We start from the raw sequence: 13,885 nt of genomic DNA, 5'->3' as shown, positions 1-13,885 counted from the left end.
ATCAGTCTCCAAGCGGCAGGCTGTCAGGGCCGCCGCGATAATCGTCCAGAGCCAGCTTGATCCGGCGCAGGCGTTCCTGGTTGTCGTCCGGCATGGCCAGCGCCAGCTCGGTGGCGAGCAGGTCGATGGCCAGCAGCATTCCGTAGCGCGCCGCCGTGGGTTTGTAGATAAAACTGGTTTCGGCCGGTTGCAGCGGCAGCAGGACATCCGCCAACTCGGCCAGCGGAGAATCGGCCAGGGTGATAGCGACGATGCGAGCGTCATAGTTGCGCGCCAGCTTCACCACCTCCAGCAACTCGGGCGTGAGGCCGGTCAGCGAGCAGACGATCAGTGCCTGTTCGGGCCCCAGCGTCGCGGCCGTGACCCGCATCATCACCGGGTCGTGGCTGGCAGCAATCGGGTACCCCAGGCGCACCAGTCGCACCTGCAACTCGTCGCTGCACAGGCTCGACGGGCCGCCCATGCCGAAGGCGTGAATCATCCGCGCCTTGCCGAGCAGGTTGACCGCATCGACAAAACTCGCCTGGTTGAACCCCGACAAATGCTGACGCAACGTCGTTTCGATATCGCCGAGTATCTGCCGATGAAACGCCGACTGCTCGGGCAGCCCCGCCGGGTCCAGGAAGCGACTGCCGACACCACTGGCCTGGGCCAGCTGCAGGCGCAGATCGCGCAAGTCGCGACAGCCGACACTGCGCGCAAACCGCGACAAGGTTGCGGTGCTGACTTCGGCCCGCTGGGACAACTCTTCCAGGCTGGCCGACGCGGCAAATGCCACATCCTCAAGCATCAGCCTGGCGATACGCCCTTCGCCGGCGCTGAAGGAATCCTGGCGGGCGCGGATCTGGTAGAGGATGTCCATGGGGTCTCCGGGTTACAAAATGCAGGACAGACCATACGTGAGACCAAAGGCGACCACCGAAATCAGGGTCTCCAATACGGTCCAGGTCTTGAAGGTCTGGATCACCGTCATATTGAAGTATTCCTTGATCAGCCAGAAGCCGCCGTCGTTGACGTGGGAAAAGATTACCGAACCCGCACCGGTGGCCAGCACCAGCAATTCAGGGTGTGGATAACCCATTCCCAGGGCAACCGGCGCTACCACGCCGGATGCGGTGGTCATGGCCACCGTGGCCGAACCCGTGGCAATGCGCATCAGGGCTGCAAACAGCCACCCCATTACCAGCGGCGACAACTGGAACGCATGGGCCAGGCCCAGGATTTCATTGGTGACGCCTGCATCCACGAGGATCCGGTTCAGGCCACCGCCCGCCCCCACCAGCAAGGTGATGCTCGCGGTCGGCGCCAGGCATTCATTGGTGAACTTGAGGATCGACTCGCGGTTGAAGCCTTGCGCCAGGCCCAGGGTCCAGAAGCTCACCAGGGTCGCCACCAGCAGGGCGATCACCGAGTTGCCGATAAACAACAGGAATTGGTTGAACCCGGTGCCCGGGGTGGAAATGACGTTGGCCCAACCGCCGATCATCATCAGCACCACCGGCAACAGGATGGTACCCATGGTCAGCGCAAAGCTCGGCAAGCGCTCGCGAGGTTCGCGCTCGATGAACTGGCGCTCCAGCGGATTTTCCGCCGGCAGGTGAATACGCGGCACGATGAATTTGGCATACACGGGACCGGCGATGATCGCCGTCGGGATGCCGATGAGGATCGCGTAGAGCACGGTCTGCCCCACCGATGCGTTATAGGCCAGCACCGCCATCATCGCCGCCGGGTGCGGCGGCACCAGCGCATGCACCACGGACAAGCCGGCGACCATCGGCAGCCCGACCATCAGGATCGACACGCCCACGCGCCGCGCCACGGTAAAGGCGATCGGCACCAGCAACACAAAACCGACCTCGAAAAACAGCGGCAGCCCCACCAGGAAGGCGATGCACACCATGGCCCAGTGGGCATTGCGCTCGCCGAAGCGGTTGATCAGCGTGCGCGCCACCTGCTCGGCGCCGCCGGATTCGGCCATCATCTTGCCGAGCATGGTGCCCAGCGCCACCACCAGGGCGATGTGCCCCAGCGTCTTGCCGACACCCGCCTCATAAGACCCCATGATGGTGTCCGCCGGCATCCCGGCCATCAGCGCGAGGCCAATGGACACCAGGGTGATGACGATAAACGGGTTGAGTCGGTAACGTGCAATCAGCACGATCAATGCAATGATGGCAATGGCAGCGTATGCCAATAGCCCGAAGCCCGGTAATGCGGCCATGCGGTACTCCTAGGAAAGGGTCACGTCGAATTGGTTGTGAAACTCATAAATCATTACCGAGGAGTATTTTCAAATTTTATGAAAGTAATTTTCGCCCACAGACACGTGCTGTCGCGTTGGGATATGCCCGACACGCACGCATGAAAATTCAAGGTGTGTTCTTACATGAAGATCAGCAACTGCCGGAAACTCAGGGGCGGGCGTTGAGTCATAGAATGCGCATCCACTCATGCCCAGGAAAATCGACCATGATTCGCACCTCCCTCGCCGCCGGCGCGCTGTTTCTGACCTTGTGCGGCGTTGCCTCGGCCGCCGATAACGCGGCGCTGAAAAAATGCATGGACGGCGCCAACACGACCGCCGACATGGTCGGTTGCAACGCCAAGGAAGCCAAGGTGCAGGACGATCGCCTGAACCGCGCCTACAAGACCGCCCTCGCGGCCCAGGAAGGCGCGCGCAAACAGCAGCTGCAGGACGTGCAGCGCCTGTGGATAAAATACCGCGACGCCAATTGTGCCTTCGCCGGCAGTGCCACCGGCGGCACGATCGACCAGGTCAATGGCTCCGGCTGCGTGCTGGACATGACCCAGACCCGCGCCCAGGAACTCGAAGACCTGGTCGGGCCATAACTCCCCTTGTAGAAGCCGGCAGGTTAATCGTGATGGACCTTGGCGCGCTTGAGCAGCTTCTTGCAGCGCTCGGACAAATGCAGCACCCGCAGGTGCTTGCCGGCCTTGGTGTAGCGCTCGCGCAGGGTCATCAGCGCGGCAATCGCTGAATAGTCGACAAAACTCAGGTGACGGCAGTCCAGCGTCACCTGGGCCGGGTCGTTGGCTGGATCGAATTGGTTCAGGAATGGCGTAGTCGAGGCGAAGAACAAGGTGCCGTGCAGGCGATAGAGCTTGCTGCCGTCGGCCTCCAGGTGCTCATCGGCATACAACTCCCGCGCCTGTTGCCAGGCAAAATTCAGCGCGGCAATCACGATGCCGCACAGCACGGCGGTGGCCAGGTCGGTGAACACGGTGATCACCGTCACCGCGAGAATCACCAGCACGTCATTGAACGGCACTTTGTTGATGACCCGCAGCGACGCCCAGGCGAAGGTCTGCTGGGACACCACAAACATCACCCCCACCAGCGCCGCCAGCGGGATCCGCTCGATCAGCGGTGACAGAAACAGAATGAACAACAGGATCATCACCCCGGCAAACACCCCGGAAAAACGCCCGCGCCCGCCAGAACTGAGGTTGATCACGGTTTGCCCGATCATCGCGCAACCGCCCATGCCACCGAACAGGCCCGAGACCATATTCGCCGCCCCCAGGGCCACGCTTTCGCGGTCGGGGTAGCCCCGGCTTTCGGTGATTTCGTCGGTGAGGTTCAAGGTCAGCAGGGTTTCCAGCAGGCCGACCATGGCCATCAGGAACGCGTAGGGCGCGATGATGCCGAGGGTTTCCAGGGTCCAGGGGATCTGCGGCAGGGCAAAGGTCGGCAGGCCGCCGGCGATGTGGGCCATGTCGCCGAGGGTGCGGGTCGGCAGGCCGAGCAGGTACACCGCCAGGCCCACGCCGAGAATCGCCACCAGGGCCGGCGGCACGGCGCGCGTTATGCGCGGCAGCAGGTAGACGATGGCCATGGTCACCAGCACCAGGCCGGTCATCACATACAACGGCGTACCGCTGAGCCAGGTGTCACCGCTTTTGAAGTGTTCCAGTTGCGCCAGCGCAATAATGATCGCCAGGCCGTTGACGAACCCCAGCATCACCGGGTGCGGCACCATGCGCACCAGCTTGCCCAGGCGCAACAGGCCGAACGCGACCATGATCAGCCCGCCCAGCAGCACCGTCGCCAGCAGGTACTCCACGCCGTGCTGCACCACGAGCGCGACGATCACCACCGCCATCGAGCCCGCCGCCCCCGACACCATGCCGGGCCGGCCGCCAAACAGCGCCGTGAGAGTGCAGATGATAAAGGCGCCGTAGAGGCCCATCAGCGGGTTGAGGTGGGCGACCAGGGCAAAGGCGATGCATTCGGGCAGCAACGCAAAAGACGTGGTGAGGCCGGCCAGGGCATCGGCGCGCAGACGGGTGAGGTTCATGAGGTACCAGGGCATTGCGGGGATAAGGCAGGGAATGGTACGGAATTGAGCGCGGCAGAACCAGATTTTTCAGGCAGGCACTCCCCGGTGGGGAACGGGCCGGTTGTGACAAGCGGAGTCGTTCTGACAAGCACGCTTGTGTGGCGGACGGGCTTGGTGTGATAGGCACGTTTGTGTGGCAGACGGGCTTGGTGTGATAGGCAATTGTGTGTGGCGGACGCGTTCCATGTGGCGAGCGGGCTTGCCCCGCGTTGGGCTGCGAAGCAGCCCCCCAAACCATTCAGCGCATATCTGTCGGAATATAGGCTATGGCTGGGATGGGGCCGCTTCGCAGCCCAACGCGGGGCAAGCCCGCTCGCCACAAAAAGCCCGCCCGCCCGACCGCCCAACTACAGCTACAGCCACAAGTTGAGCGGCAGAAAAATCAGACCATCTCGTGGCGAATCCACTCCACCACCGACGTACGCTTCGGCGCCCAGCCCAGCAGTTCACGCGCGTGTTTGCCGCGCACGCGGCTGTTGGAGCCCAGGCCATAGTTGGCCATTTCATAGCCCCACTCGGCTTCAGCCTCGGCCAATGGCCAATCCTGCGGCTGGCCCAGGTTCAGGGCGGCGGCAATCGCGGTGGTCATGTCGATAAACGCCGCCTCGCCGCTTTCCACAAAGTAGAAGGTGCCCGGCACGTTCCTGGTCAGCGCCAGCAGATACAGGGCCACCACGTCGTCAATGTGCACGTTGGACCAGATGTTCTGCCCGGTCCCCACGTGGCGCACCACGCCGCTCTTGCGGGCCTGCTTGAGCAAGCGCGGCAATTGCACGCTGTCACGCTTCACACCCAGGCTGTGCCCGTAGATCAAGGTGTTGCAGATCACCGCCGAGTTCACGCCGTCGTTGGCAGCCGCCAGGATCAGGTTGTCGATGGCTACGCGCGCGGCCTTGTCGACCGTCGGCGCCGGCAGGTTGTCTTCAAAGTAGATGACATCACTGGCCTTGCCGCCGGATGCATCACCAACAATGCTCGAACCGCTGGTGTGCAGGAATGGCTTGTTCGAACCTTTCAACGCGGCCAGCAAGGTTTCCACGGCAGCACGATGGTCGCTGCTCGCGGCGTTGATCACCGCATCGGCGCGCTTGGCCTGCTCGGTCAATACGCCGGCGTCATCCAGGGTGCCGATGACTGGGGTAATGCCCAGGGCGCTCATTTCAGCCGCTTGCTCGGCGCTGCGCACCAGGCCGGTAACGTGATGGCCGGCCTTGACCAGGCCCGTGGCGATGGAGCCGCCGATAAAACCTGCAGCGCCGGTGATGAATACGTTCATGGAGTGTGCTCCTGACTGGGTAAGTGATGGGCCCATTGTTACGGACCCCTCCCTGGCGAATAAGCCCCTGGTGCCCAATTCACTCTTGCGCGCAGGTCACGAATCAACGGGCATAGCGCGCCAATTTGGCCTGGATGAAGTCCAGGAAGCACTGGATGCGCAGCGCCAGTTGCGAGTTGCGGTAGAACACCGCGTGGATCGGCTGGCGATAACCGGTATTGAACGCTTCCAGCACCGGCACCAGGCGCCCGGCGCTGATGTCTTCCAGGGTCATAAAATTCGACAGGCAGCAAATCCCCTGCCCTGCCAACGCCAGGTGACGCAGGGTTTCACCACTCGACGCAGCAATCCCCGGCTGGATCAGCCAGCGGTCGCCCTCCACATGGCGCAATGGCCAGTGGTTGAGGGTTTCGGTCTGGGTGAACCCCAGCAACGTGTGCTCGGCCAGCTCGGCCACCGTTGCCGGGGCGCCGTGCTGCTTGAGGTATTCAGGGCTGGCGAGGATATGCAGCGGCGACCAGCCGAGGGCGCGCGCATGCAGGGTCGAATCGGCCAGCACGCCGATGCGAATGGCAATGTCGGTGCTCTGTTCCAGCAGGTCGATGATCAAGTCATCGCTGTTCAGCTCCAGCTGGATATCCGGGTACAACCGGCGAAACTCGTCGATGTACGGCACGATCCCATGCAGCATGAACGGTACTGCAGCATTGATGCGCAGGCGCCCGGCCGGGTTTTTCTGACGCGACGACAAGCGTTCTTCCAGCTCCTCCATCTGCGCCAGGATCACCTTGGCCTGCTCGAAGAAGTATTTACCCTCCTCAGTCAGGTCCATGCGCCGCGTGGTGCGGTTGATCAACGTGGTGTCGAGCTTGGCTTCCAGGCGCGACAGGGTGCGGCTGACCGCCGAGGGCGTCTGCCCGACCTGCTCCGCTGCGGCGGAAATCGAACCGCATTCAATCACGCTGACGAAGATCTGGAGCTCATCGGATCGGGCTTTCACAGGCTGTCCTCTTTATCGATTCCTGCCAGCTTACACCGAGAGGTTGAACACCTGCGCCAGGTGCTGCTCGTAGCGCGCCACGTCGGCCTCGATGGCCGGGCGTTTCATCACGTCCACGCACAAGAAGGTCGGCAGGCCGGTCATGCCGAGGAACTCGTTGGCCTTGTGGAACGCAAAGTACACCGCGTCGACACCCTTGGCCTCAAAGAAATCGCTCGGGTCGTCGAAGGCTTGCTGCGGCGCGTTCCAGGTCAGCGAGAGCATGTACTGCTTGCCCTGGATCAGGCCGCCGCTGCCGTATTTCTGCGACGAATCGGAACGGGTGCGGCCGTCGCTGGCGTACAGGCTGCCGTGGCCTTCGGTGAAGACCTCGTCGATGTACTTTTTGACGATCCACGGTGCGCCCATCCACCAGCCGGGCATCTGGTAGATGATCACGTCGGCCCAGAGGAATTTGGCCACTTCTTCGGCGACATCGTAGCCCTCGTCGATGTGGGTGACTTTGACGTCGATACCGCCACGGTCCAGCACGGCCACGGCGGCGTCGTGCAGGGTGGCGTTGTAGCGACCATCGGAGTGGGCGAATTTTTTACCGCCGTTGAGCAGGAGGACTTTTTTCATCGCAGGGATCCAAGGGGTTAGAAATGTCTGGCGGCAGACTAGCGACTCGTAACCCTGGGAATAAGCGGTGGTGCAGCAAAATACATTTGACCCATACGCACGAATAACTGCGCACTTGTGAATTATCCGCTAATCAGCAGGTGGCCCCCCAACAGCGCCATACCGATGAAAAATACGCGTTTGAATACCACCGCGCTGATGCGCTGGCGCAGCGTCTGGCCTAGCCACATCCCCAGCAGCGCCGGGAACAACGCCAACATCGAGGCGTTGATTTCGCCACCGCCGAGGTTGCCGCGCCAGGCCAAACCGGCGGCCAGCGCCAGCGTCGAAACCGTGAACGACAGGCCCAGCGCCTGCACCAACTCATCGCGGTTCAAACCCAATGCCTGCAGGTACGGCACAGCCGGAATCACAAACACACCGGTGGCCGAGGTGATCACCCCCGTGATCAGCCCACACAGCGGGCCGAGCCAGCGTTCGGTCTCGGGCTTGACCTTGAGCGTGGGCAAAAACAGCCCGCTCAATGCGTACACCAGCAAGGCTCCGCCGAGCGCACGCACCACCCAATGGCCGCCGTCCATGCCCAGCCACACGCTGCCGAGCCCGGTGCCGAGAAAAATCAGCAACAGCAGCGGCCACAGGCGCTTGAGCAACGCGCGCAGGTGCCCGCCGAAGGCCAGTTGCCAGAGGTTGGTAACTGTCGACGGAATGATCAGTAACGCCGCAGCCTGCGTCGGCAGCATAGCCAGGCCGAGCAGGCCCATGGCGACGGTGGGCAGGCCGAGGCCGATCACCCCCTTGACGGTGCCGGCCAGCAGAAAGGTGCCGATCACCAGCAGCGTCAGGGCTGGGCCGAGGTTTTGGTAGAAGGTCAGGAAGGTATTCATGGGGCGATTGTGAGGGGTTTCGATGCGGCGGGAAATTCGCCATATACTGAGGCAGCCTCTTGTTTTGCGTGAGGCTGAGGACGCCATCGCTGGCAAGCCAGTCACCCGAGAACAGCCGCCATGCACTTTGATTTGATCGACCTGCGCCTCTACCTGCACATCCTCGACACCGGCAACATCACCGCCGGCGCCGCGCGCAGTCATCTGTCCCTGGCGGCGGCCAGTGCGCGCATCCGGGCGATGGAGGCCTCGCTGGGCATCGCCTTTCTCGAGCGCGGCCGTCGTGGCGTCACCCCAACGCCGGCCGGCAAAGCCCTGGCCCGCCACGCGCGCCTGCTGTTGCAACAGGCCGACCACCTGCAACAGGACCTCGCGGAATACGCCAATGGCGTCAAAGGCCAGGTGCGCCTGTTGTGCAACACCACCGCGCTCAGCGAATACCTGCCGGAACTGCTGGCGGATTTCCTGCGCGAACACGCCAACCTGGATATCGACCTGCAGGAGCTGCCGAGCCTGCGCATCACCCAGGCCTTGCGCCAAGGCACGGCCGACCTGGGAATCATCTCTGATGCGGTCGACACCCACGGTTTGCAGACGCTGGCGTTTCGCGACGACCCGCTGGTGCTGATCATGCCCCTCGATCATCCGTTGACCACGGCGAGTTTCATCGACAGCCTGCAATACGACTACGTAGGCCTGGCCGCCAACAGCGCACTCGCGGTGTACCTGGAGGAGCAGGCGCTGCACGCGGGCTTTCGCTTGCAGACGCGCATTCGCGCCGATGGCTTTGATGGGCTGATTCGCATGGTCGCCGGCGGCGCCGGGCTGGGCATCGTGCCCCAGGCCGCACTGGAACGCTGGCCGCTGGAGCGCCGCTTCAAGGCCCTGCCGCTCAAGGAGGACTGGGCCTGTCGCCGATTGCTGTTATGCGCACGCTCGTTCGAACAACTGCCGGGTTACGCCAGGGCCTTGTTCGATGCCTTGGCCCTGCCCTTGCGGAAAAACCCGTAATACACCGCCGACAGGATCAGCAGGAACGGCACGCCAAACACCAGGGTCATCTTGAATGCGTCGGTGAAGTACGTGGTGATCATCACCGCGCCCATCAGCACCAGGCCGAGCAAGGTGCTGTAGGGAAACAAGCGCAGTTCGAACGACAGCTTCGCGCCGCCATGGCGCTGGCGATAGCGCCGGAAGAACAGGTGCGTGAGGAAGATCATGAACCAGGTGAAGATCGCGCCAAACATCGAGATCGCCATCATCAGGGTGAACGAGCTTTCCGGGTACACCACGTTAAGCAAGGTTGCCAGCGCGATGCCCGAGCTGGACAGCAACAGCGCATTCAACGGGATGCCGCTCTTGCTCAGGGCGCCCATGGACTTGGGCGCAAAACCTGCGCGAGACAGGCTGAACATCATCCGCGTGGTGATGTAGAGCTGGCTGTTCATCGCCGACAGCGCCGCGATCAGGATCACGAAATTCATCACCCCGGTCGCCCCGGGAATGCCGATGGTCTGCATCACCGTGACGAACGGGCTCTGGGTCTGGCCCGCCTGGTTCCACGGCACGATGGCGAGCATCAGCGCCAAGGTCAGCAGGTAGAACACCACCAGTCGCACGATGGTCGCGCGAAAGGCCTTTTTCACCGCTTGTTCCGGGTCAGCCGCTTCACCGGCGGCGACGGCGATCATCTCCACGCTGAGGTAGCTGAAGATCGACACGATCACCGCGATCCACATGCCGCTCAGGCCATGCGGGAAAAAGCCGTCGTGGGCCGTGTAGTTCTGTACGCCGTATTCCGGGTTACCGGAGCCGAACACGACGTAGACGGCGAGGAGGATGAAGGCGACGATGGCGCTGATCTTGATGGTCGAGAACCAGTATTCGAAGGTGCCGAAGGTCTTCACGCTGATCGCATTGAGCAGGATCAGCACGCTGGAAAACGACACGATCCATACCCATTCCGGTACGTTGGCGAACCAGTACTTCATGTACATCGCCACCGCCGTGACCTCGGCGCCCACCGCCAGCACGATCGCCGCCCAATAGGCATAACGCACCAGGAATCCGGCCAGCGGGCTGATGTAGAACTCGGCGTAGGCGCCAAACGAGCCGGAGGTGGAATGGGCCACCGTCATCTCGGCCAGGCAGCCCATCAGCAGCAAGGTGATCAGCGCGCCGATGGCGTAGCTGATCAGCACACTCGGCCCGGCATAGCCGATGGCATAGGCGCTGCCCATGAACAGCCCGGTGCCGATCGCGCCACCGATGGCGATCATGCTCATCTGGCCGGAAGTGAGCTGGCGCCTGAGGCCCAGTTCGCGGTGGGTAATCTCTGCAAAGCCGTTGTCTGGCGTGGTCACGTGGGGTGCCCCTTTATTATTGTGATGGTTACTGCCGGTGTTGAACCCTGGAGGAGCTGGCTGGCCTGCGATGATTTCGGTGAATTCACCATCGCCATCACAGGCAAGCCCGTTCCCACATGTGAACGGTGTTGCCGTTAAGTAACGCTGTTGCGGACTTTGAATTGCGGCTGGTCCCATGTGGCGTTGTCGAGGATTTCACCGAGAATCTCCACAGCGTCCCACACCTCGGTAAAGCTGGTGTACAGCGGGGTAAAGCCAAAGCGCATGATGCGCGGCTCGCGGTAATCGCCGATCACGCCACGGGCGATCAACGCCTGGATCACCGCGTAGCCTTCAGGGTGTTCGAAGCTCACATGGCTGCCTCGCCGGGCGTGGTCACGCGGGGTGATCAGCACCAGGTCGTGGGCGGCGCAACGGGCTTCGACCAGGTCGATAAACAGGTCGGTCAGGGCCAGCGACTTGGCGCGCAAGCTGGCCATGTCGGTCTGGGCAAAAATCTCCAGGCCGCATTCGACCATGGCCAAGGAAGTGATCGGCTGCGTGCCGCACAGGTAGCGTGCAATGCCGCTGCTGGGCGCGTAGGTCGACTCCATGGCGAACTGCCGAGTGTGCCCGAACCAGCCCGACAATGGCTGGCGCACCACATCCACCAACTCCGGATTCACCCACACAAACGCCTGGGAGCCTGGCCCGCCGTTCAGGTATTTGTAGGTGCAGCCAATCGCGTAATCAGCCCCCGCGGCGTGCAGGTCGATGGGCACCGCGCCCGCCGAATGCGCCAGGTCCCAGATACTCAACGCGCCGCACTCATGGCTCAAGGCGGTGAGTGCCTGCATGTCGTACATGTAGCCGGTCTTGTAGTTGACGTGGGTGAGCATCACCACTGCCACGTCCTGGTCGATGGCTTCGGGCAGCTCGTCGGGGCTGTTGACCAGCCGCAGCGAATAGCCTTGTTGCAGCAGTTCTGCAAGGCCTTCGGCGATATACAGGTCGGTGGGAAAGTTGCTCGCTTCGCTGACAATCACCTTGCGTGCCGGCGTGCGCTGGCGCTGCACGCTCAGCGCCGCGCTGAGCACTTTGAACAGGTTGATCGAGGTGGTATCGGTGATCACCACTTCGCCGTCGCGCGCACCGATCAGCGGTGCCAGGCGATTGCCCAGGCGCTGCGACAGATCCGCCCAGCCCGCGCTGTTCCAACTGCGAATCAAGCCGTTGCCCCACTCTTCGGCGATCACCGCCTGCGCCCGCGCCAACGCGGCCACCGGGCGTGCACCGAGGGAGTTGCCGTCGAGGTAGATCACGCCCGCCGGCAAGGCGAACTGTTGACGCAGCGGCGCCAGGGGGTCCTGGGCGTCTAGGGCTTGGCAATGGCTTCGAAGGGTCATGGGCTGTCCTGGTTTTTATAAGGAATATGGACCAAATAATGAACGAAGCTTTAGAGAATTTTCGTGCAAAGTGGTAGGTAACAGGCTAATTAAGCTGTAGGAAATTCGAATTTAACCTCCAAATACGCGGATTTATTCTAACCATGATTCTCGACGCCACCGACCTTCGCCTCCTGCATTTCCTGCAACAGGATGGGCGTATCAGCAACCAGGAACTGGCGGAAAAGGTCGCCCTGTCGCCCTCCGCCTGCCTGCGCCGGTTGCGCCTGCTGGAGAGCGAGGGAATCATCAGCGGCTACCGCGCGGTCCTGAATGCCGAGCAGTTGGGGATTGAACTGGAGGCCATCGTCCACCTGTCATTGCGCCAGGATGTGGAGGATTGGCACGAGACGTTCATCAAGAAGGTGCAAGGCTGGCCGGAGGTCGCCAGTGCCTATGTGATCACCGGCGCCAGCAACTATGTGCTGCGGGTGCAGGCACGCAACCTCAAGCATTTTTCGGACTTCATCGTGAACCACCTGAACCGCACGGCGGGGGTGATGGATATTCGCTCGGAGATCGTGTTGCAGAAGATCAAGGACCGGGATGAGGTGCTGGATTTGGTAGTGCGCAAATAGCACGAACACCCCACATCAACTGTGGGAGCTGGCTTGCCTGCGATGGCGGTGTGTCATTCACCACCGCTATCGCAGGCAAGCCAGCTCCCACATTTTTTACCGCGTTCAGTCTTCGAGGGCGCGCACGCGCTGCATGCGTTTCTGCTCTACCGGTGCATCAGCCACCTGCAGTTCGAAGTCAAAATCAATCTGCGCAAACCGCCCTTCCACGCCAAATTCCCGGGCCAGTTGCGGATCGTCGCTGAAGCGAATTTCGGCGATTAATTCATCCCGCGTGGCGTAGGCAAAATCATCATGCAGGTACGGATCATCCGACAGGTTGATCTGGGTGGTCAGGTGCCGATGGCCCGGGGCCGAGATAAAGAAGTGGATGTGCGCCGGCCGCTGCCCGTGACGCCCCAGTTGATCAAGCAACTGCTGGGTCGGCCCGGTCGGCGGGCAGCCGTAGCCGGACGGCACGATGCTGCGAAACCGGTAGTTGCCCTGGGCGTCGGTCTCGATGCGCCGACGCAGGTTGAACGCCGATTGCGTCGGGTCAAACCACGAATAGGTGCCGCCGGTATTGGCCTGCCACACATCCACGATCGCCCCCGCCAACGGTTTGCCATCGGTGTCACGCACTTGCCCGCGCATGAACAGCGGCACCGCGGCGTCCGTGCCATCGTCCAGCCGCGCCTCGTACTTGGACAGCGGCGCACCCGCCACATACAGCGGGCCCTCGATGGTGCGCGGAGTGCCGCCGGATTTACCGGCTTGCTCGTCAGCGGCGTCCATCAGCAAGTCCAGGTAATGCTCCAGGCCGAGCCCGGCGGCGAGCAGTCCCGCCTCCTGGTTCTTGCCCAGCTCATTCAGGTAGTTGACCGCCTTCCAGAACTCTTCCGGGGTCACTTCGAGGTCTTCGATGATGTTTACCGTATCGCGCAGGATCCGGTAGATCAGCGCCTTGGTGCGCGGGCTGCCGCCGTCATTGAGGTTGCCGCTGGCTTCCTCGAGGAACTGTTGGGCGTGGGCAGTCTGGGACAGTCGGATGGACATGGTGCAATCCTCATCTTGTAATTATTGGGTGCAGAACAGGCTCAGCGGTCGTCCTCATGGATCGACGAAGGGTGCCGGCACAGGGCATTCACTTCGATGGCCATGTAGGGGTAGAGCGGTAGTTGCATCAGCAGGTCGTGCAGCTCTTGCACGCTGTCGACATCAAACACGCTGTAGTTGGCGTAGTGCCCGGCGATGCGCCAAAGGTGGCGCCATTTGCCCTGTTGTTGCAGGCGCTGCGCCAGGGCTTTTTCGTCGGCCTTGAGGCTGGCGGCCTGCTCGGGATTCATGTCGACGGGCAGGTTCACGGTCATTTTTACGTGGAACAGCATGG

Annotated in this window: 14 protein-coding genes; 3 read left to right on the top strand and 11 right to left on the bottom strand. The window is 62.3% G+C overall.

Annotated elements, in window-relative coordinates:
* Window position 1: 1 nt before the first annotated feature.
* On the bottom strand, window positions 2-862 hold the full coding sequence (locus tag AC07OJ_RS28730) for a MurR/RpiR family transcriptional regulator (RefSeq protein ID WP_065908458.1): 861 nt from the start codon (window positions 860-862) through the stop codon (window positions 2-4).
* A gap of 12 nt (window positions 863-874) precedes the next feature.
* Window positions 875-2,224 (bottom strand): GntT/GntP/DsdX family permease, encoded by a 1,350-nt coding sequence (locus AC07OJ_RS28725; RefSeq protein WP_106802642.1) that lies wholly within the window; start codon window positions 2,222-2,224, stop codon window positions 875-877.
* Window positions 2,225-2,472: 248 nt separating this feature from the next.
* Here AC07OJ_RS28725 and AC07OJ_RS28720 point away from each other — a divergent pair, with 248 nt between their 5' ends.
* Window positions 2,473-2,853, top strand: coding sequence for a lysozyme inhibitor LprI family protein (locus AC07OJ_RS28720; protein WP_495095683.1), 381 nt, complete (start codon window positions 2,473-2,475; stop codon window positions 2,851-2,853).
* 23 nt (window positions 2,854-2,876) lie between these two features.
* Here AC07OJ_RS28720 and AC07OJ_RS28715 read toward each other — a convergent pair whose 3' ends face one another.
* The 5 genes from AC07OJ_RS28715 to AC07OJ_RS28695 all read right to left on the bottom strand — a co-directional run bounded on the left by AC07OJ_RS28715 (window position 2,877) and on the right by AC07OJ_RS28695 (window position 8,148).
* The gene (locus AC07OJ_RS28715) at window positions 2,877-4,322 is read right to left on the bottom strand and encodes a SulP family inorganic anion transporter (RefSeq protein ID WP_106802641.1); all 1,446 of its coding nucleotides are present in this window, start codon (window positions 4,320-4,322) and stop codon (window positions 2,877-2,879) included.
* A 424-nt stretch (window positions 4,323-4,746) separates the two neighbouring features.
* Window positions 4,747-5,640 carry an NAD-dependent epimerase/dehydratase family protein gene (locus AC07OJ_RS28710; RefSeq protein WP_495095682.1) on the bottom strand — a complete coding sequence of 298 codons (894 nt, stop codon included), beginning with the start codon at window positions 5,638-5,640 and terminating at the stop codon, window positions 4,747-4,749.
* 103 nt (window positions 5,641-5,743) lie between these two features.
* Window positions 5,744-6,640: a LysR family transcriptional regulator gene (locus tag AC07OJ_RS28705; RefSeq protein WP_282398159.1), complete on the bottom strand. Its 897-nt coding sequence runs from the start codon at window positions 6,638-6,640 to the stop codon at window positions 5,744-5,746.
* 30 nt (window positions 6,641-6,670) lie between these two features.
* Complete coding sequence (mdaB, locus tag AC07OJ_RS28700; protein ID WP_065908447.1) at window positions 6,671-7,261, bottom strand: NADPH:quinone oxidoreductase MdaB; 591 nt, start codon at window positions 7,259-7,261, stop codon at window positions 6,671-6,673.
* A 122-nt stretch (window positions 7,262-7,383) separates the two neighbouring features.
* Entirely contained in the window at window positions 7,384-8,148 is a 765-nt protein-coding gene (locus tag AC07OJ_RS28695) for a sulfite exporter TauE/SafE family protein (RefSeq protein ID WP_495095681.1), read from the bottom strand.
* Window positions 8,149-8,268: 120 nt separating this feature from the next.
* On the opposite strand from AC07OJ_RS28695, the gene AC07OJ_RS28690 reads away from it, so the two are divergent.
* Window positions 8,269-9,159, top strand: coding sequence for a LysR substrate-binding domain-containing protein (locus AC07OJ_RS28690; RefSeq protein WP_495095680.1), 891 nt, complete (start codon window positions 8,269-8,271; stop codon window positions 9,157-9,159).
* Here the strand turns inward: AC07OJ_RS28690 and AC07OJ_RS28685 are convergent.
* Together AC07OJ_RS28685 and kynU are read right to left on the bottom strand one after the other, a co-directional pair.
* Entirely contained in the window at window positions 9,105-10,511 is a 1,407-nt protein-coding gene (locus tag AC07OJ_RS28685; RefSeq protein ID WP_201145869.1) for an amino acid permease, read from the bottom strand. The genes AC07OJ_RS28690 and AC07OJ_RS28685 overlap by 55 nt on opposite strands.
* A 137-nt stretch (window positions 10,512-10,648) precedes the next feature.
* Window positions 10,649-11,899, bottom strand: coding sequence for a kynureninase (gene kynU / locus AC07OJ_RS28680; protein WP_106802637.1), 1,251 nt, complete (start codon window positions 11,897-11,899; stop codon window positions 10,649-10,651).
* 143 nt (window positions 11,900-12,042) lie between these two features.
* On the opposite strand from kynU, the gene AC07OJ_RS28675 reads away from it, so the two are divergent.
* Window positions 12,043-12,516, top strand: a complete 474-nt coding sequence (locus AC07OJ_RS28675; RefSeq protein ID WP_003176072.1) for an Lrp/AsnC family transcriptional regulator — start codon at window positions 12,043-12,045, stop codon at window positions 12,514-12,516.
* A gap of 105 nt (window positions 12,517-12,621) precedes the next feature.
* On the opposite strand, the gene catA is transcribed toward AC07OJ_RS28675, so the two are convergent.
* Window positions 12,622-13,551, bottom strand: a complete 930-nt coding sequence (gene catA, locus AC07OJ_RS28670; RefSeq protein ID WP_065908436.1) for a catechol 1,2-dioxygenase — start codon at window positions 13,549-13,551, stop codon at window positions 12,622-12,624.
* A gap of 41 nt (window positions 13,552-13,592) precedes the next feature.
* Window positions 13,593-13,883, bottom strand: a complete 291-nt coding sequence (gene catC / locus AC07OJ_RS28665) for a muconolactone Delta-isomerase (RefSeq protein WP_065908430.1) — start codon at window positions 13,881-13,883, stop codon at window positions 13,593-13,595.
* Window positions 13,884-13,885 lie beyond the last annotated feature (2 nt).

The organism is Pseudomonas sp. GW821-FHT09C08, assembly GCF_059418125.1.
The sequence above is the reverse complement of the archived record's forward strand: the minus strand, read 5'-3'. Positions and strand labels throughout refer to the sequence as shown.